Genomic DNA, 18990 nt, shown 5'->3' on the forward strand with positions numbered 1-18990 from the left:
GTTTGTCCGCTGGAACTCGCCCCCCGGCATGCGCTAAGGGAGGCAGGACGCGGGTTTGGGAGTGATCCCTGGCTCCGCTCGTGCGTTCTAGGACCGGCCCTGCGCAAGGCCGATATCAAACCGGGAGATGGCTTCGTGTCACACGCAGACGATCACGCGGGCACCCGCCGCGATTTCCTCTACTATGCCACCGCTGCCACGGGGGCCGTCCTTACAGGGGCCGCAGTCTGGCCGCTGGTAAACCAGATGAACCCTGCGGCGGATGTGCAGGCGCTGGCCTCAATCGACGTGGACGTGTCCGGCGTCGAGGTCGGCACACAGCTTACCGTCAAGTTTCTGGGCAAGCCCGTCTTCATCCGCAGGCGATCCGCTGACGAGATTGCGGCCGCCCGCGCCACGCCGTTGGAGGATCTTCCCGATCCGGTCGACTATTTGTACGAAAATCCGAATCAGCTGGCGGACTCTCCCGCCCTGGACCAGAACCGGGCAATGGACGAGGCCGGCGAATGGCTGGTCATGATCGGTGTATGCACCCATCTGGGTTGCGTTCCGATCGGTGGCGAATCGGGTGATTTCGGCGGCTGGTTCTGCCCCTGCCACGGGTCGCATTACGATACGTCCGGACGCATCCGCAAAGGTCCCGCACCGCGCAACCTGGATATTCCGTTGGCATCGTTTACCAACGAAACAACCCTGAGACTGGGCTGAGGAGGCACAAATGGCTGGCATTCCCCACGACCATTACAAACCGAATTCTCCGGCGGAGCGCTGGATCGAACGTCGTCTTCCGATCATCGGCCTGATATACGATACGATGATGATCCCCACGCCCAAGAATCTGAACTGGATGTGGATATGGGGCATCGTGCTGACCTTCACGCTGGTGCTTCAGATCGTGACCGGGATCGTTCTGGCGATGCACTACACGCCGCAGATTGATCTTGCCTTCGCGTCGGTTGAACACATCATGCGAAACGTCAATGGCGGCTGGGCGCTGCGCTATCTCCACTCGAACGGTGCCTCGCTGTTCTTCGTGGCGGTCTATGCGCATATTTTCCGCAGTCTCTACTACGGCTCCTACAAGGCCCCGCGCGAGGTTACGTGGATCATCGGCATCGTGATCTATCTGCTGATGATGGGTACGGCCTTCATGGGTTACGTCCTTCCCTGGGGTCAGATGTCCTTCTGGGGGGCCACGGTCATCACCGGCCTGTTCGGCGCGATCCCGTGGATCGGCGAATCGATCCAGACCTGGCTGCTGGGCGGACCGGCCGTCGGAAACCCGACGCTGAATCGCTTCTTCTCGCTGCACTATCTGATGCCGTTCCTGATTCTCGGCCTGACGATCGTGCATATCTGGTCGTTCCACACGACCGGGAACAACAACCCCACCGGGGTCGAGGTGCGTCGCACGTCCAAGGAAGAAGCCAAGAAGGACACTCTGCCGTTCTGGCCCTACTTCGTCATCAAGGATCTGTTCGCGCTGGCCGTTATCCTGCTGGTGTTCTTCGCCATTGTCGGCTTCATGCCCAACTATCTGGGCCATCCCGACAACTACATCGAGGCAAACCCGCTTATAACACCGGCTGAAATCGTGCCCGAATGGTATTTCCTGCCGTTCTACGCGATTTTGCGGGCCTTCACGGCGGATGTCTGGGTCGTGATCGCGGCGGACTGGATCACCGGCGGCATCGTCGACGCCAAGTTCTTCGGTGTGATTGCCATGTTCGGCTCGATCATCGTGATGGCGCTGGCCCCGTGGCTTGACACATCGTCGATCCGGTCGGGCCGGTATCGCCCGATGTTCAAGTGGTGGTTCGGCCTGCTCGCGCTCGATTTCCTGGTGCTGATGTGGGTCGGGTCCATGCCGACCGTGTCACCCTACGACTGGATCTCGCTTATCGCCGCAGCTTATTGGTTCGCCTACTTTCTGGTGATCCTGCCGTTGCTTGGCGTGATCGAAAAGCCGCTGGCCCGCCCTGCGACGATCGAGGAAGATTTCGCAGCCCACTATGGGGAAACCGGCAGTGCGACCGGAATGCGGTTGCCCGGTGAAAAATCCGGCACGCCCGCCGAATAAGGAGAGGGACAGATGTTCTCGACCATCATGCGCGCCCTTGTGGCACTTGTCGTCACGACTTCGGCAGTCTTTGCGGCTGACCATTACAAGCAGGATATCACCGATTACGACTTCTCGTTCGAGGGGCCGTTCGGCACGTTCGATCAGAACCAGCTGCAACGCGGTCTCAAGGTCTATACCCAGGTCTGTGCCTCGTGCCATGGTCTGAAATTCGTGCCGATCCGTACGCTGGGCGACTCCGGGGGACCGGGCTTCTCGGAAGATCAGGTCAAGGCCTACGCGGGCGAGATCGAGGTTTTCGACAGGACACTGGCCGATGGCGAAGGCGATTACCGCACGGCCACGCCGCCGGATCTTTTCCCGGTGAACAATTCCGTCGGGGCCCCGGATCTGTCCCTCATGGCCAAGGCCCGCGCCGGTTTCCATGGACCTCTGAATCTAGGGATCAAACAGCTACTGAAGGGCAGCGGCGGACCGGAATATATTGCCTCGCTCCTGACCGGCTACACCGGCGAGGAAAGAGAGGAAGCAGGCTCGATCCTCTACGGGAACAAGGCCTTCAAGGGCGGCTGGATCAGCATGGCTCCCCCTCTGGGCGACGATTATGTCGAATTCGACGACGGTGCCCCGGCCGATCTGGAAAGTGCGGCGCAGGACGTCGCTGCCTTCCTGATGTGGACCGCTGAACCCAAACTTGCGGCACGCAAGCAGATGGGTCTGACAGCCATCATCATGCTGGCTGTGTTCTCGGTGCTGCTCTACCTGACCAACAAGCGCATCTGGGCCCCGGTCAAAGGCACGAAAGACGTCTGATCGCGCCATGTCGGTCGGCAAAAATCGGGCTGACCCTTCGGGGTCGGCCTTTTTCGTTGGGCAAGGCGCGTCGCAAGCGGCAGTGTCGAGGCAGAAAACGGGGATCACATGAGCGACTTCAAGAAAACGTATCCGCTGGGCCGCAGTATATCCGTGCTGTTCTCCAACATTGGCTGGGGGCTGGCCGCGATCGGTCTTCTGCTTGCCATTGCAGGGTTTGCCCTTGGTGCGACGCCCGGCAGCGGTGGCGCTACCGGCGAGGTGTCGCTGACTGCACGGATCGCGGCGTCGGCCCTGGGCCTGGGTATTATCGCCTTTGGCCTGATGTCGCTGCTCTTGGCGGTGCAAAGCCGTGCGGCGATGGATACCGCCGATATGACCCGCGAAATGCTGATGTTGGCGCGCAGGCGGCCAGAGCGGAAGGCCCTGTCCCGACCGCAAGCCGGGACTGCGGATATCGAGCGCGATACACCCGACGAACCGGTCGCCCCGATTCGTCAGCCTGGATCAGGGGCGGTGCAGGACGATGCCCTGAAGGCGGTTCCGGTCGACGATGTGCCGCCGATGCCTGTGCATCTCAAGGCCCGCCTCTCCGCGCCGACCCCGACCCTGGCAGCCGCGCCGCGCCTTTCGCAACCGGGTCCGAAATCCGTGTCGCGTACGGAACCAGGCTTCGCGGCCAAACCCGAGGGCGCCGCGCGCCGCGCGCATCCGATCTTCAGCGCCAAACCGCCGCGATAAAACACCCCGACATGTGAAAAGGGGCCCCGAGAGGGACCCCTTTCCACACAGATCCGGCAAGCCGGCAGATCACTCCAGCGAGCGTTCGATTTCCTCGCGCGTGAAGATCTCGATGACATCGCCCTTGCGGATATCCTCGTAGCGCTCGAAGGCCATACCGCATTCCTGACCGGACTGGACCTCTTTGACCTCGTCCTTGAAGCGCTTGAGGGTCTTCAGTGTGCCTTCGTGGATCACGACGTCGTCGCGCAACAGACGCACGCCTGCCGACCGGCGGGCCACGCCCTCGGTCACCAGACAGCCCGCGACGTTGCCGACGCCCGTCACCTTGAAGACTTCGCGGATCTCGGCGTAACCGATGAAGGTCTCCTTGATCTCGGCAGACAGCAGGCCCGAGGCGGCATCCTTGATGTCGTCCACCAGGTCGTAGATCACCGAGTAGTATCGGATTTCCACGCCCTTCTGGTTCGCGGCGGCCCGTGCGGGCGCATTGGCCCGGACGTTGAAGCCGATGACCGGCGCACCCGAGGCTTCGGCCAGCGTGATGTCCGATTCGGTGATGGCGCCGACACCCGAATGCAGGATCCGCACGCGGACCTCGTCGTTACCGATCTTCTCCATCGCCTGCACGATAGCCTCGGCCGAGCCCTGAACGTCGGCTTTGACCAACAGCGGCAGTTCCGACACGCCCTGATCTTCCTTGGCCTTGGCCATCATCTGATCCAGCGTCGTCGCGGCACCGGCGGCGGCGCGTTTGTCCTTGGCGGCCTTCTCGCGGTATTCAGCGATCTCGCGCGCCTGTGCTTCGGTCTCGACCACGTTCAGCACGTCACCGGCACCGGGTGTGCCATTCAGACCCAGCACTTCGACCGGAACCGAAGGTCCGGCCTCGTCGATGCGCTTGCCCTGATCGTCGACCAGTGCGCGAACCTTGCCCCACTGCTCGCCGACGACGAAGATGTCGCCTTTGCGCAATGTGCCGTTCTGAACCAGAACGGTCGCGACGGGGCCACGACCCACGTCGAGCTGCGCTTCGATCACCGCACCTTGGGCAGCGCGGTTCGGGTTGGCTTTCAACTCGAGGATTTCGGCCTGAAGCACGATGGCGTCCAGCAGTTGATCCAGACCTGCGCCAGTATGGGCGGAGACCTCGACATCCTGAACCTCGCCGGACATCGCCTCGACGATCACCTCGTGCTGCAACAGGTCCGTGCGGACCTTCTGCGGATCGGCACCGGGACGGTCCATCTTGTTGATGGCGATGATCATCGGCACGTTCGCGGCTTTGGCATGCGCAATCGCCTCGACCGTTTGCGGCATGACCTGATCGTCCGCTGCGACGACCAGAACGACGATATCCGTCACCTGCGCGCCACGGGCCCGCATCGACGTAAAGGCCGCGTGACCCGGCGTGTCGAGGAACGACAGCGTCTTGCCGTTCACATCGACCTGATAGGCCCCGATATGCTGGGTGATGCCACCGGCCTCGCCCGACACGACCTTGGTCTTGCGAATCGCATCCAGCAGCGACGTCTTGCCGTGGTCGACGTGGCCCATGATCGTGATGACCGGCGCGCGGTCGATCAGGTCTTCGGGCTTGTCCTCGGTGATCTCGATGACCTGCTCGACGTCTGAATCAGACACCCGGACGACCTTGTGGCCGAATTCCTCGATGATCAGCTCGGCGGTATCGGCGTCCAGAACCTCGTTCTGGGTGACCATCATGCCGCTTGTCATCAAGGATTTCACGACCGCGGCGACGCGCTCGGACATGCGGTTGGCCAGTTCCGACACCACGATGGTCTCGGGCAGGCGCACTTCGCGCATCACCTTTTCCTGGGTGACGTTGCCGCCGCCCTTGCGCTGACGCTCCTGCTTGCGGCGCATCGAGGCCAGCGAACGTGTCCGCCCGCCTTCGCCACCGCGCAGGGCCTGATTGACGGTCAGCTTGCCGGACCGGCGATCGCCGTCGCCCTTGGGCTTGCCGGTTTCCTCTTCACGCTTGCGCGGTCCATCGTTGCGTCCGGGGCGCGCATCGGGGCCCAGGTTGCGCTGACGCGGCGAAGTGTCGGGCGAGGGCTCCGCGGCGACAGGCTCGGACGGACGGGCCTTGGCTTCGCGCGCCTCCTCCTGACGACGGGCGTCCTCTTCGGCACGCTTTCGGGCCAGTTCTTCGCGCTCTTTCTCTTCGCGCTCCTTGGTCTCGATCTCGGCGCGGCGACGGTTGCGTTCATCCTCGCGCTTCTGCTCTTCCTGCTGACGGCGCTCCGTGTCCTCGGCCTCGCGGGCCTTGGCCATCTGCAGCGCCTTCAGGCGACGATCCATTTCAGCGTCGGTGGTGCTGGTCTGCTTACCACCCTGCGCGTTTACCGCGGCCGCGGACTGGCCACTGGGTTTGGGGACCGAAACGCGCTTGCGCTTGGTCTCCACCACAACATTGTTGGTACGTCCACGGGCAAAGCTTTGCTTTACGGTGCCGCTACGCGCGCCACCAGAAAGTCCGAGGGGTTTCTTGCCGTCCTGATCGCTCATGCGTTCCCAGTATCCTTCTCGGCAGCCGGAGTGCTGCCATTCACTTGTCTGATGCCCTGAAGCCTTGCGGCTTCCTCTACAATACGTTTGGCCAAGGTTCCAGCAGACACCGCCGCATGGATCACCCGGTCTCGTCCGAAGGCCAAACCTAACTCATCTGCCGTCAGGAAACCGATCCATTTGCCGTTCCCAGGCGTCGACAGCTTTCCCTTGCCGCGCTCCGATCCGTCCGAGGCCTGCAACAGAACGCGCGCCTCTTCCCGGATCAGCATAACCTTCACCTTCTCATAGCCGGTGATCGCCTTGCCGGCCTTGCGAGCCATGCCGAGCAGGTCCTGAAGGCGTTTGAGAAGCAGCGATTCGACGAGGTCCGGCAATCCGTCGGGAATCCGGACCTGTTTCTTCGCACCCTTGGAGAACATGCGCTTCGCAATGGCCTTTTCCAAGACCTCACGTGATGCCGTCACATATATTCCCCGTCCGGGCAGCTTGTTCGCCACATCCGGATAGATCGTATCGTCAGGTCCGACGACAAAACGGATCAGCCCCGACTTGGAGCCGGTCTCGCCGGTTACGATGCAGCGACGATCAGGCTCGTCGCGATTTTTGTCTCTGCCGCCGCGCGTCAGGGGAACGATCCGGGGCGATCACGCCCCGGCCTCCTCTGGTTCGGTGGCCTCGGTATCGCCTTCCGGCGATCCGACCACATCCTCGGGGCTGACCCAGCCCAGCATCACGCGGGCGGTCATGATCATGTCCTGCGCTTCCTCCAGCGAGACGTCGAAAGGCTCCAGCAGGCCGTCGTCCTTGATTCGCTCACCCTTTTCGACGGTCCAGCCACCGGCCAGTTCCCAGTCGGCACAGGTCGCGAAGTCTTCCAGCGTCTTGATGCCATCGGCGGTCAGCGCCTGCAGCATCTGCGGCGTCAAACCCTCGAAATTGGCCAGATCGTCGGCCAGACCGGCCTCGCGGGCGGCATCCATCGCGGCCTTGTTCTGTGCCTCGATGTAGTCGCGGGCACGGGCCTGCAATTCGCCCGCCGTGCCTTCGTCGACACCGTCGATGACCAGCAGTTCGTCGACCTCGACGTAGGCGACTTCCTCAAGGTTCGTGAACCCTTCGGAGACCAGAAGCTGGGCGAAGAACTCATCCAGATCCAGCGCCTCCATGAACAGCTTGGTGCGCTGCTCGAACTCGGCCTGGCGGCGCTTGCTCTCTTCTTCCTCGGTCAGGATGTCGATATCCAGTCCGGTCAGTTGCGACGCCAGCCGCACGTTCTGACCGCGACGTCCGATGGCCAGCGACAGCTGCTCCTCCGGCACCACGACTTCGATCCGCTCGGCGTCCTCGTCGATCACGACTTTCGTGACCTCGGCGGGCTGCAGAGCATTCACCAGGAACGTGGCCGCGTCATCGGTCCAGGGGATGATGTCGATCTTTTCACCCTGAAGCTCGTTGACGACGGCCTGAACGCGCGATCCGCGCATACCGACGCAGGCGCCGACCGGGTCGATGCTGCTGTCATAGCTGATCACGGCGATCTTGGCGCGCGATCCCGGATCGCGGGCACAGGCCTTGATCTCGATCACGCCGTCATAAATCTCGGGCACTTCCATGCGGAACAGCTCGACCATGAACTCGGGCGCGGTGCGCGACAGGAAAATCTGCGGCCCGCGCTCCTCGCGGCGGACGTCCTTGATGTAGACGCGGATCCGGTCGCCGGGGCGGTAGCTTTCGCGCCCGATCTTGTCGTTACGGCGCAACGACGCTTCGCCCGCGCCGATATCGACGATGACGTTGCCATATTCCTCGCGCTTGACGACACCGTTGATGATCGTCCCGGCGCGGTCCTTGAACTCTTCGTACTGACGCTCGCGCTCGGCCTCACGCACCTTCTGGATGATGACCTGCTTGGCCGACTGCGCGGCGATCCGGCCCATGTCGACAGGCGGCACTTCTTCCACGAACGTATCGCCGATCTTGGGGTCGTCCAGATACGGCTTGGCCTGCTCGACGGTGAACTCGGCCTTTTCGTTCTCCAGCAACTCGTCCTCGACCACGGTGCGGACGCGGGTGAAAGTGGCACGGCCCGACTTGCGGTCGATGGACACGCGGATGTCCATTTCGCTGCCGTAGCGCGACTTGGCGGCACGGGCGAGCGATTCCTCCATCGCCTCGATCACGAGGCCGGGGTCGATCATCTTCTCGCGGGCGACCGCGTCGGCGATCTGGAGAAGTTCCAGCTGGTTGGCGGATGTGATGGCCATGGGTTAGTCTTCCTCGCCGTCCATGAGAGTTTCTACTTCGTCGAACTGGGTCTCGTCGATCTGACCCTTGTCCTTGCGGTTTTTCAGCACCTCACGGATGAGATCATCCGTCAGGATCAGCTTGGCATCCGACAGCCAGTCGAACTGCAATCCGATCGTCGGCGTCTCGGTGCCCTGTTCGATCTCGATCAGGACTTCGCCGTTTTCCGTGCCGCGCAGCCAGCCCTTGAACCGGCGCTGGCCGTCGATCAGGTTTTCCGTCTCGATCCGCGCCTCATAGCCGTCCCAGACGTCGAAATCCTTCAGCCGTGTCAAGGGGCGGTCGATGCCGGGGCTGCTGACTTCCAGCGTATATTCCTCGGAAATCGGGTCCTCGACATCCAGAACGGCGGAGACATCCGTGCTGATCTTCGCTAACTCGTCGACCTCGATGCCGCCCTCGGGCCGATCGGCCATGATCTGCAACGTCGCCGTCTTGCCCGACATCAGACGCAGACGCACCAACTCGAACCCCATGTCCTCGATGACGGGGGTGACGATCTCGGCGATGCGCTTGTCCTGCGCGGTCTTGGCGATCAGATCGGACATGATTCCCTGGACGTTGGGTGAAGGCACAAAAAAACGGGCGCGCGGCCCGTTGACTTATCCGGTGGGGCCAGTTGGCCGCCGCTGTTGAGGGGCATATAAGGAAGGGGTGGGGAACATGCAAGCGGTCTGCGCATTTGTATTGGCAGACAGATTGTTCCGCCGGAAACCGGAGACACCCATGACCCAGATCGACATCGCCCTGGCCGATATTCCCGAAGGTGTGCCGCATCAGCCCGACGGGGCAAAGGTCATCCTGATCCGCACCGGCGACGACGTGACCGCGCTGGCGCATCTCTGTCCGCATTATGGCCTGCCGCTGGCCAAGGGCGTGGTGCGCGACGGCACGCTGATATGCGCTTTTCATCATGCGTGTTTCAACGCCCGCACGGGTCGGCAAATCCAGCCGCCCGGCCATGCGGACCTGCGTCAATATACCGTCACGCAGAAGGACGGGCGGGTGATTGTCGATATCACCGACACCGATCTGCACATGGCACCGGATCATGCGCGTCTGGGCCTGAACCCGGAGCGCATCGTGATAGTCGGTGCCGGGGCGGCGGGGAATACCTGTGCGAAAACCCTGCGGGAGATGGGCTTCGAAGGGATCATCCAGATGATTTCTCCCGATGGCCTGCCGCTGGACCGCACGATGCTGTCGAAGGCCGTCCTGTCCGGTAGCAGAACTCCCGACGACGCGATCCTGACGGATGCCGATACGCTGGCCGACCTGGACGTGACGCTGGTGTCTGGCAAGGCTGTCGCCATCGGACCGGGCCAGGTGGTCATGGCCGATGGCGGTCGCCATGCCTTCGACAAGCTGCTCATCGCCCCCGGTGGGCGCCCGAATCGCCCGGACTTGCCGGGTGTCGATCTGCCGGGTGTGCATACGCTCCGCTCCGGCGCCGACGCCGCCGCGATTTCACAGGCGGCCGAGACGACCGGATCCGCCGTTCTGATCGGGGGCGGTTTCATCGGGCTGGAAGGGGCCTTGTCGCTGGCCAAGCGCGGTTTGTCGGTTACTGTCGCAATGCGCGAGGAGGTGCCGCTGGCCCGTATTCTGGGCGAACGTCTCGGGCGCATCATTCAGGACGAGCATGAAGCGAAGGGCATCACATTCGTCACCGGTGCATCCCTGACCTCAGTCACCGGCAAGGACAATGCAACGGGCGTGACGCTGGAAACCGGCGAAACGATCGACGCCGATCTTGTCCTTTTGGCGATGGGTGTGACCCCCGCCACAGATGCAATCGACGGATTGCCCACACAGGACGACGGCGGCGTGATGACCGGCCCCGGCCTGTCGGTTCCCGGCCTGTCCGGCGTTTATGTCGCCGGCGACTGCGCAGTCGCGCCGACGCCTTTCGGGACGACCCGGATCGAACACTGGCGGGTCGCCTGTCAGCATGGTCGCAATGCAGCACTGGCAATGCTGGGGCAGGGGGTGCCGCTGGACATTCCGTTCTTCTGGACGGCACTGGGCCGCCAGTATCGCTATCTCGGTTACGCCGAAGACTGGGACGAGATCGAATTCGACGGGGATCCCACCGGCCCGTTTCTCGCGCGGTATATCAAGGACGGGCAGGTCAGGGCAGCGGTGACCGCCGGACGGGACGCGGACCTTGCGGCGCTCCATCTCGAAATGCTGGCGGCAGGCGGGCCGATCCCGGCCTGAGCCATCCGCCGTCGCGTCCGACGCGGATCACCCGCAGATCACCCGTCGGTCCGACGTTCGTTTCGGATCAGAAATCCCTGATCCGCACCGGGACAGGGCGCCGCGTCTTGCCCCGCAGCCGCGTCTGCTTCACCCTGCTCCGAAACAGGAGAATCCCATGCGCACCAAAGCCGCCGTCGCCGTTCAGGCCGGAAAACCCCTTGAAGTCATGGATGTAAATCTCGACGGCCCCCGCGCGGGCGAGGTGCTGGTCGAAATGAAAGCCACAGGCATCTGCCACACCGATGAATTCACCCTGTCGGGCGCTGATCCGGAAGGACTGTTTCCCGCGATTCTGGGCCACGAAGGTGCTGGAATCGTTCTGGAAGTCGGGGAAGGCGTCACCACCCTGAAGCCCGGCGATCACGTTATTCCGCTCTACACGCCCGAATGCCGTGAATGCGAGTATTGCCTGAACCCCAAGACGAACCTGTGCCAGAAGATCCGCACGACGCAAGGTCAGGGCCTGATGCCCGACGGCACATCGCGGTTCACGACCCTCGATGGCGATCCGATCCTGCATTACATGGGCTGCTCGACCTTCGCGAACCACTCCGTCCTGCCTGAAATCGCGCTTGCCAAGGTCCGCGAAGATGCTCCGTTCGACAAGATCTGCTACATCGGCTGCGGCGTCACGACGGGCATAGGGGCCGTCATAAATACCGCCAAGGTCGAGATCGGTTCGACCGCTATCGTGTTTGGACTGGGCGGTATCGGACTTAATGTAATTCAAGGACTTAGGCTGGCCGGTGCGGATCAGATCGTGGGGGTCGACCTGAACCCCGACAAAATCCCGATGGCGACCCGGTTCGGCATGACCGATTTCGTGAATCCGTCCGAAATCGACGGCGATCTGGTTGCCTATCTCGTGGCCCTGACCAGGGGTGGCGCGGATTATACCTTCGATGCGACCGGCAATGTCGGCGTTATGCGAACGGCGCTGGAGTCGGCGCACAAGGGCTGGGGCGAGAGCGTCATCATCGGCGTGGCCCCCGCGGGCGCGGAAATCTCGACGCGACCTTTCCAGCTTGTCACCGGGCGGGTCTGGCGCGGCACGGCCTTTGGCGGCGCGCGGGGCCGGACCGACGTCCCGAAGATCGTCGACTGGTACATGGATGGCAAGATCGAGATCGACCCGATGATTACACACACGATGCCCTTGTCTGACATCAACAAGGGTTTCGACCTGATGCACGCGGGCGAAAGCATCCGGAGCGTGGTCATCTACTGACCTTTTCGGGTTTCCCTCAGCCCAGCATTCCCAGGTCGCCGTCGATGGCAATGGCCTGACCCGAAATCGTGCGTCCGCGCGGACTGGCCAGCAGAAGAATCTGATCGGCCAGTTGCCGGGCCGTGACAAACTCGCGGATAGACACGCGATCGAAGGCTTCGGCCTCGATTTCGGGTATAGTCTTGCCACGGGACTGGGCGCGCGCTTCCATCACGCGGCGCTGACGATCGCCCGCGACCAGCCCCGGGAGGATCGCATTGGCACGGATACCGACCGGCCCAAGTTCCAACGCCAGTGATTTGGTGAATCCGACTACCCCCCATTTCGCCGCCGCATATGGCGTGCGCCGCGCGAACCCCAGCCGACCCGCAGCCGAGGACATGTTGGTGATCGACGCGTTGTCGCTGTTGCGCAGGGCCGCAATGGCGGCGCGGGTGCAATTGAACTGCCCGGTCAGGCAGACGTTCAGCGTGCGCGCCCAGTCGTGGGGGTCGATGTCCTCGACCGCCGCCGTCGGCCCGGCAATGCCCGCGTTGTTCACCAGTGTATCTAGCCCGCCCAGATGTGCGATGGCGTCGGCGACGAACACGGCAGCGGCGGCCGGGTCCGATACGTCGCAGATAGCGGCGTGGATGCCGGGCAGGTCGTCGCGCAGCGCCTCCAGCGCGGCCTCGTCGATATCGCAGGTTGCAATGCGCGCGCCTTCGTCGTGGAAGGCCTGCACAATCTCGCGCCCGATGCCCGAAGCGCCTGCGGTAACGATGACCCGCGCATCTTTCAGTTGCATGTCCATGCCGAACCCTCCCAAGCTGTCAACAAACCGGAGGATGCGATGCCCCGCAAGGTCATGATCACCTGCGCCGTTACCGGCGCAATCCACACACCGACGATGTCTCCGCATCTTCCAGTCACGCCCTCCGAGATCGCAGAGGCCGCCATCGGAGCGGCAGAGGCAGGTGCGGCCCTCGTCCATGTCCATGCGCGCAACCCCCGGACCGGTCAGCCCGACCAGTCGCCCGAAGCCTTTGCGCCGATCCTTGGCGTGATCCGTCAGGGGTGCGACGCGGTCGTCAATATCACGACCGGCGGCGCCCCCACGATGCTGGTCGAGGAACGGGTCAAACCGGCGGCGCATTTCGCGCCCGAGGTGGCTTCGCTGAACATGGGTTCGATGAATTTCGGCCTCTACCCGATGCTCGACCGCCATCCGGAGTTCATTCACGATTGGGAAAAACCATATCTGGAAGGGTCGAAGGATCGCATTTTCCGCAATACCTTTGCGGATATCGAATATATCCTCACGACATGCGCCGAAAACGGAACCCGGTTCGAAATCGAGTGCTATGATATCGGGCATCTCTATACGCTGGCGCATTTCGTGGACCGGGGTCTCGTGACGGCACCGTTTTTCGTGCAATCTGTCTTTGGACTTCTGGGGGGCATCGGCGGCCACCCGGAAGACGTTCTGCACATGAAGCGCACGGCGGATCGCCTTTTCGGGGATGACCTCGAATGGTCGGTGCTGGGCGCCGGGCGAAAGCAGATGGCGATTGCGCTGCAGTCAGTGACCCTTGGCGGCCATGTCCGTGTCGGACTGGAGGATAATCTGTGGATCGGGCCGGGCGAGCTGGCGCGGACCAACGCGGACCAGGTGACGAAAGCGCGACAGATGATCGAGGCGCTGGGGCTGGAGGTCGCCACACCCGCCGAGGCGCGTCAGATGCTGGCGCTCAAAGGCGGCGACCGGGTCGGATTCTGAGTGGCGTCCGCCGCAATGGACGGCGGCGACCGGCTTCGCTAGGCACGTCGAAAAGGAGCTTGCCTTGGCCAACCGCGACCGTCCTCTCCTCGCCGTCCTGATCGACGCCGATAATATTCCCGCCAAATTCGCCGAGGCGATCCTGAAAGAGATAACCAGTCTCGGGGAACCGGCGTTGCGGCGGGTCTATGGCGACTGGTCGTCGGGGCAATTGCGCGGCTGGGCCGACAAGGTGTTGGAGCTGGGGCTGGTCGCGCATCAGGAAACCGCCAATACGAAGGGCAAGAACGCCAGCGACATCGGGCTGGTGATCGACGCGATGGACATCCTGAACGGCGGGCGCTTCGACGGTTTCGTTCTGGTCAGCTCCGACAGCGATTTCACCCGGCTGGCGTCGCGGATTCGCGAGGATGGGCTGGACGTGTTCGGCATCGGCGAAGGCAAGGCCCCCGAAAGTCTGCGCAACGTCTGCAACCGCTTCATCCTGATCGAAAACCTGATCGACGAACCTGCCGCGCCGCAAGATGCCACCGTTGCCGCCACCAAGCGGAAGCCCCAGGACGCGCTGCCCATGATCCTGCGCGCCATGGAGCAGATGAACCAGGAAGACGACTGGGTTGCACTGGGAGCATTGGGCAGCACGATCATGGCCGCGGTGCCCGACTTCGACACCCGGACCTATGGCAAGCGCAAGCTGAGCGAGCTGATTGGCGACATTCGGCGGCTGGAGACCCGGAAAGAGGGCAATCAGCTGATGGTGCGACGACGGGACTGACGATCCGCCGCCTGAGGGTTATTCGACGTCGGGCGCGCCGAACCGCTGTCGGATTTCGCGCAGCACGGGAATGGCGGCGCGGGTCCGGCCTTCGCCGATTTCGCGCACCGCCTGCGCCATGATCGGGCGGATCGCGGCAAGCGCCGCTTCGCGCGCGGCAATGCCGGACGGGCTTATGGCGACACGCTTGCGCCGCGCATCGTCCCAGTCGGGTCGAACGTGGATATGCCCCGCCCATTCCAGTTTCGCCAGCGTATTGGTCACCGCTCCGCGCGTCAGGTGGAAGGTGCGGGCCAGTTCCGTCGGGCTACGTTCCACCGGGGTCTGCGCCAGGTGGTTGAGCACGATGAAATGCGACAACTCCATTCCCTTGGGCAGGGCGCGGGTCAGACGTGCGCGCACAAGCTGATCTGCGGTCAGCATTTCGCTGAACAGCGCCACGGCCAGCCTGTCGGCGTCGTCGTCTGCGGCCTCGGTCATGGTCCTTCCCATCTTTGATCCGCGGTCAGCGAAGGCACACGCGACCGGGCCCCGGTCACCGCGTCGGGGTCGACGTCCACGACATAGGCCCCGGGTTCGGTCCCGGCGTCCAGCAAAACCTCGCCCCAGGGGGCAACGACCATGGAGTGACCATGCGTCTGGATCGTCCGGTCCGGCGTGACGGCGTGCGATCCGGTCTGTCCGGGGGCGAGGACGAAGCACCCCGTCTCGATCGCGCGGGCGCGCAACAGCACCTCCCAATGGGCGGCCCCGGTAACGGCAGTGAAGGCGGCGGGAATAGTCAGAAAAGACGCGCCGGCCTGCGCCAGTTTGCGATAGAGCATTGGGAAGCGGACATCATAGCAAACCGTCATTCCCAGCTTGCCCCAGGGCGTATCGGCCAAGGTGGCCTGGGTGCCCGGGCGATAAGCGGACGACTCGCGATAGCTTTCGGTCGCGCTCACGTCGACGTCGAACATGTGGATTTTATCATAGCGCGCGACAATCGTGCCCGCCGGGTTGATCAGGAACGAGCGGTTGGCAAAGCGTCCCTCCGGGTCGGCCGTGCGCAGGGCGAGGCTGCCGATCAGCAACCAGATACCATGCGCCTTCGCTGCGTCTCTCAGGCCCGCCAGCGTGGGGTCGCGAACCTCGGGGCGCAGGATGTCGCGTTGATAGCTGCGGTTGAAGGACAGGCAGTTCGTGACCTCGGGCGTCAGAACGATCTCCGCGCCCTGCGCAGCCGCATCGGCCATGAGTGCCAGCGTCTCGGCCAGATTTTCCGTCGGATCGTCCGAGACGTTGAGCTGAAGAAGACCCGCCCGCATCAGGCTTGCAACAGCGCGTCGAGCTTGCCCGCATCCTGTAATGCGAACAGCTCGTCGCAGCCGCCGACATGGGTGTCGCCGATGAAGATCTGGGGTGTACTGCTGCGACCCTTGGCGCGCTGCATCATTTCGGCACGCTTGCCGGGCATCCGGCTGACGTCGAATTCGGTCACCGGCGCGCCTTTTTTGGCCAGCAGGCGTAATGCGGCGGTGCAGAACCCGCAGCGCGGCTGGGTATAGATTTCAACGGGTTTCATGGCTCACGCTCCTTCAGAGGTCAGCCCTGCATATAGACGGTCAGCGGTCCTTCGCAACGCGCGCAAGTACCAGCACGCTGATGCGGGACGCCCCGCCCTGCCGCAGCGCATCGGCACAGGCAGCCAGTGTCGCGCCCGAGGTCATCACGTCGTCGACCAATGCGACGTGCCGCCCGGCGACCGTCGCGCCCGCCGTACAGCGGATCGAACCGGCGATATTGGCGAAACGGTCGGGGACGGACCTGTGATCCTGACTCAATGTTGCGCGGTGGCGAGTCAGAGCCATCATCGCACAAGTCCCGCCCGTCAGCCGGGCCAGTTGCCGGGCCAGTAAAGCGGCCTGATTGTAGCGGCGGCGCAGCAGCCGCCAGCGATGGACGGGCACGGGAATCAGAAGTGTCTCCGGCGTCAGAATATCGCGGGCACTGCGGTGCATCCAGCGCGCGGCGCCCTTGGCCAGTTCGGTGCGGTCGCCATGCTTCAGCGCCAGCACAAGCCGCCGTGCGCAACCGCCATATGCCAGCGCCGCGCGCCCCTCGTCCCATGGACGCGCAAACGTCAGGCAATCGTCGCAACGCGCCACGCCGTCATCCTGCCCCGGCAGGCCGGTGCCGCACATGTCGCAACAGGCCCCCGTCAGGAACGGCGTATCGGTCCAACATGCGGGGCAGAGCGCGCCATCTTCCTGCACGCGTTCGTCGCACATCATACAGGTCGTCGGGTACAGCGCCTCGCGCAGCACCGCAGCACTCCGCCGTGCCACCCTTTGCAACGTGATCGCCATGTCCTAAGTCCCCGATATGCCTCAACCGCCCCTGACCGATCGTTCAAGCCTTGCCCTGCACCGCGCCCGCGCGGACGGGTCGGCATGGTTCCTGCACGCCGCCGCCATCGAGGAAGTTCAGGAAAGACTGAAAGACGTTAACAGAACCTTTACATCGCCCGTGATCGTTACCGCTCATCCGGACGTCTGGGCCAAGGCCGTGCCCGGTGCCGCATTGGTGGCCGAGGGCGATGTGCTGGACCTGACGCCCGACGCGCATGATCTGGTCATTCACGCGATGTGCCTGCATTGGGCCGATGATCCGGTGGGACAGCTGATCCAATGTCGCCGCGCCCTGCGCGAGGATGGTCTGCTTCTGGTCGCGACCTTGGGGGGCGAGACACTGACCGAATTACGGGCCGCGCTGGCGCAGGCCGAGACGGAGATTCTGGGCGGACTTAGCCCACGTGTCGCACCGATGGGCGAAATCCGCGATCTGGGCGCATTGCTGGGCCGGGCGGGACTGGCGCTGCCGGTGGCGGATGCGATCACGCTGACGGTGCGGTATCGTGATCTGGCACAACTGGCCCACGACCTGCGCGCCATGGGCGAAACCAATGCCCTGGCTGCGCGTCATCGCCGCACCCCGCCGCGCGCCCTGTTCGACCGGGCGGCACGGATCTATGCTGATGCTTTCCCCGAGGGCGATGGCATCAAGGCTACGTTCCAGACGGTCTTCCTGACGGGCTGGGCCCCGTCCGACACGCAACAGAAACCGCTCCGCCCCGGATCGGCGCAGGCCCGACTGGCCGATGCGCTGGGGGTTCCGGAACTTGGATCAGGCGAATGAATGACATGACCTATACGCCGCTGCCGCATGCCCCAGTCGATCATCCGAAGGTGCGGATGGGAAAGATCGGTGTGCTTGTCGCGAACCTGGGCACACCGGACGGATACGATTACTGGTCGATGCGCCGCTATCTGAACGAATTTCTGTCAGATCGCCGCGTCATCGATTATTCGCCGTTCCTGTGGCAGCCCCTGTTGCAGGGCATCATCCTGACGTCGCGGCCGTTCCGGTCTGGTGCGAATTACAAGTCGATCTGGAATCACGAGGCCGGGGAAAGCCCGCTGGCCACGATCACCAAGGCGCAAACAGCCAAGATCGCCGCGCGGATGCAGGCCCGGCATGGGGATCGGGTGATGGTTGATTATGCAATGCGCTACGGCAAGCCGTCGACCATCGACAAGGTGCGCGCGCTGCAGGAGGCCGGGTGCGACCGCATCGTGTTCTTTCCGCTGTATCCGCAATATGCGGGCGCGACCTCGGCCACCGCGAACGATCAGTTCTTCCGCGCGCTGATGAAACTGAAGTGGCAGCCCAGCAGCCGCACGGTGCCCGCCTATTTCGAAGACCCTCGGTATATCGAGGCCCTGGCGCAATCGGTTGAGCGTGCCTATGCCGCCGCCACGGACAAGCCCGACATTCTGGTCTGTTCCTACCACGGGGTGCCGAAACGGTATCTGATGGAGGGCGACCCCTATCATTGCCAATGCCAGAAAACGACGCGCCTGCTGCGCGAACGGCTGGGTTGGGATGCGGCGGCGATCACCACGACCTTCCAATCGAAGTTCGGCCCCGAGGAGTGGTTGAAGCCCTATACGGTAGAAGAAGTCGCGCGCCTGGCCAAGGCAGGTAATAAAAAGATCGCCGTGATCGCGCCTGCATTTTCCGCCGACTGCATCGAAACGCTGGAAGAGATCAACGAAGAGATCAAGGAAAGCTTCGAAGATGCAGGCGGTGAAAGCTTCACCTACATTCCGTGCCTGAACGACGACGACGCGCATATTGACGCACTGTCGGACATTATCGACGACAATCTGTCAGGCTGGCTTTGATGCCTTGTGACATGACCCCGATCTGCAAATCGCGGAACGGGGTCATGCGGACGGATCAACCGCTGATAAGACGCCCGGTAAAAATCTGGGTGCCGACACGAACCTGACACAGGCCGTCCTTCAACATTTGAACGAGTTGACCCTGAATCGACAGGTGATTTCCGATCACGATAGTCTTGAGCATGCGGTTTCCCCCTTTGGAGCGCGAACTGGGACGATCTTATGTCATAAAATAGACAAAGGAAGACAAATTATGGCAATTTCTTG

The 18990-nt window shown here is 63.1% G+C and carries 20 protein-coding genes; 10 read left to right on the plus strand and 10 right to left on the minus strand.

Translation table 11 applies throughout. The annotated features are described in order from the left end of the window. Positions 1-135 precede the first annotated feature (135 nt). The 4 genes from petA (at position 136) to AC13C2_RS16460 (ending at position 3634) form a co-directional block, all read left to right on the plus strand. A complete protein-coding gene (gene petA, locus AC13C2_RS16445; RefSeq protein WP_092759311.1) occupies positions 136-708 on the plus strand; it encodes a ubiquinol-cytochrome c reductase iron-sulfur subunit in 573 nt (190 codons plus the stop codon). A 10-nt stretch (positions 709-718) separates the two neighbouring features. Further along, positions 719-2080, plus strand: coding sequence for a cytochrome b (locus AC13C2_RS16450; RefSeq protein WP_482887469.1), 1362 nt, complete (start codon positions 719-721; stop codon positions 2078-2080). 12 nt (positions 2081-2092) lie between these two features. After that, the gene (locus tag AC13C2_RS16455; protein WP_482887470.1) at positions 2093-2893 is read left to right on the plus strand and encodes a cytochrome c1; all 801 of its coding nucleotides are present in this window, start codon (positions 2093-2095) and stop codon (positions 2891-2893) included. A 108-nt stretch (positions 2894-3001) separates the two neighbouring features. Beyond that, entirely contained in the window at positions 3002-3634 is a 633-nt protein-coding gene (locus tag AC13C2_RS16460) for a hypothetical protein (RefSeq protein ID WP_482887471.1), read from the plus strand. Positions 3635-3703: 69 nt separating this feature from the next. On the opposite strand, the gene infB is transcribed toward AC13C2_RS16460, so the two are convergent. From infB to rimP, 4 genes are read right to left on the minus strand one after another with little or no spacing between them, the layout of a single operon-like run. Further along, complete coding sequence (gene infB / locus AC13C2_RS16465) at positions 3704-6166, minus strand: translation initiation factor IF-2 (protein ID WP_482887472.1); 2463 nt, start codon at positions 6164-6166, stop codon at positions 3704-3706. After that, on the minus strand, positions 6163-6795 hold the full coding sequence (locus AC13C2_RS16470) for an RNA-binding protein (protein WP_424337959.1): 633 nt from the start codon (positions 6793-6795) through the stop codon (positions 6163-6165). The genes infB and AC13C2_RS16470 overlap by 4 nt, the downstream gene beginning before the upstream one ends. A gap of 18 nt (positions 6796-6813) precedes the next feature. Then, positions 6814-8433, minus strand: a complete 1620-nt coding sequence (nusA, locus tag AC13C2_RS16475) for a transcription termination factor NusA (protein WP_339642068.1) — start codon at positions 8431-8433, stop codon at positions 6814-6816. Positions 8434-8436: 3 nt separating this feature from the next. Further along, entirely contained in the window at positions 8437-9021 is a 585-nt protein-coding gene (gene rimP / locus AC13C2_RS16480; RefSeq protein ID WP_092759297.1) for a ribosome maturation factor RimP, read from the minus strand. A gap of 178 nt (positions 9022-9199) precedes the next feature. Between rimP and AC13C2_RS16485 the strand changes: the two genes are divergently transcribed. After that, on the plus strand, positions 9200-10693 hold the full coding sequence (locus tag AC13C2_RS16485) for an FAD-dependent oxidoreductase (RefSeq protein WP_482887473.1): 1494 nt from the start codon (positions 9200-9202) through the stop codon (positions 10691-10693). 157 nt (positions 10694-10850) lie between these two features. Next, on the plus strand, positions 10851-11963 hold the full coding sequence (locus tag AC13C2_RS16490; RefSeq protein ID WP_092759293.1) for an S-(hydroxymethyl)glutathione dehydrogenase/class III alcohol dehydrogenase: 1113 nt from the start codon (positions 10851-10853) through the stop codon (positions 11961-11963). Between the two features lie 16 nt (positions 11964-11979). Here the strand turns inward: AC13C2_RS16490 and AC13C2_RS16495 are convergent, their stop codons facing one another. Then, positions 11980-12756 (minus strand): SDR family oxidoreductase, encoded by a 777-nt coding sequence (locus AC13C2_RS16495; protein WP_339642059.1) that lies wholly within the window; start codon positions 12754-12756, stop codon positions 11980-11982. Positions 12757-12795: 39 nt separating this feature from the next. Between AC13C2_RS16495 and kce the strand changes: the two genes are divergently transcribed. Next, on the plus strand, positions 12796-13722 hold the full coding sequence (gene kce, locus AC13C2_RS16500) for a 3,5-dioxohexanoate:acetyl-CoA acetone transferase (protein WP_339642056.1): 927 nt from the start codon (positions 12796-12798) through the stop codon (positions 13720-13722). Between the two features lie 64 nt (positions 13723-13786). Further along, complete coding sequence (locus AC13C2_RS16505) at positions 13787-14497, plus strand: NYN domain-containing protein (protein WP_092759287.1); 711 nt, start codon at positions 13787-13789, stop codon at positions 14495-14497. An 18-nt stretch (positions 14498-14515) separates the two neighbouring features. On the opposite strand, the gene AC13C2_RS16510 is transcribed toward AC13C2_RS16505, so the two are convergent. Genes AC13C2_RS16510 through AC13C2_RS16525 form a run of 4 tightly spaced genes read right to left on the minus strand, consistent with a single transcriptional unit; the run spans position 14516 to position 16845 of the window. Continuing rightward, the gene (locus tag AC13C2_RS16510) at positions 14516-14977 is read right to left on the minus strand and encodes a MarR family winged helix-turn-helix transcriptional regulator (protein WP_092759285.1); all 462 of its coding nucleotides are present in this window, start codon (positions 14975-14977) and stop codon (positions 14516-14518) included. Next, positions 14974-15804 carry a carbon-nitrogen hydrolase family protein gene (locus tag AC13C2_RS16515; RefSeq protein WP_482887474.1) on the minus strand — a complete coding sequence of 277 codons (831 nt, stop codon included), beginning with the start codon at positions 15802-15804 and terminating at the stop codon, positions 14974-14976. Before AC13C2_RS16515 ends, AC13C2_RS16510 begins: the two co-directional genes overlap by 4 nt. After that, complete coding sequence (grxC, locus tag AC13C2_RS16520; protein WP_339642048.1) at positions 15804-16061, minus strand: glutaredoxin 3; 258 nt, start codon at positions 16059-16061, stop codon at positions 15804-15806. The genes AC13C2_RS16515 and grxC overlap by 1 nt, the downstream gene beginning before the upstream one ends. A 40-nt stretch (positions 16062-16101) precedes the next feature. Next, on the minus strand, positions 16102-16845 hold the full coding sequence (locus tag AC13C2_RS16525) for a double zinc ribbon domain-containing protein (RefSeq protein ID WP_482887475.1): 744 nt from the start codon (positions 16843-16845) through the stop codon (positions 16102-16104). Positions 16846-16861: 16 nt separating this feature from the next. Between AC13C2_RS16525 and AC13C2_RS16530 the strand changes: the two genes are divergently transcribed. Both AC13C2_RS16530 and hemH read left to right on the plus strand, forming a co-directional pair. Beyond that, complete coding sequence (locus AC13C2_RS16530; RefSeq protein ID WP_482887476.1) at positions 16862-17674, plus strand: methyltransferase domain-containing protein; 813 nt, start codon at positions 16862-16864, stop codon at positions 17672-17674. After that, positions 17671-18723, plus strand: coding sequence for a ferrochelatase (gene hemH / locus AC13C2_RS16535; protein ID WP_482887477.1), 1053 nt, complete (start codon positions 17671-17673; stop codon positions 18721-18723). The genes AC13C2_RS16530 and hemH overlap by 4 nt, the downstream gene beginning before the upstream one ends. 55 nt (positions 18724-18778) lie before the next feature. Here the strand turns inward: hemH and AC13C2_RS16540 are convergent, their stop codons facing one another. Beyond that, on the minus strand, positions 18779-18907 hold the full coding sequence (locus AC13C2_RS16540) for a hypothetical protein (RefSeq protein ID WP_092759273.1): 129 nt from the start codon (positions 18905-18907) through the stop codon (positions 18779-18781). Between the last annotated feature and the right edge of the window lie 83 nt (positions 18908-18990).

The organism is Jannaschia sp. L-14R (assembly GCF_056857695.1).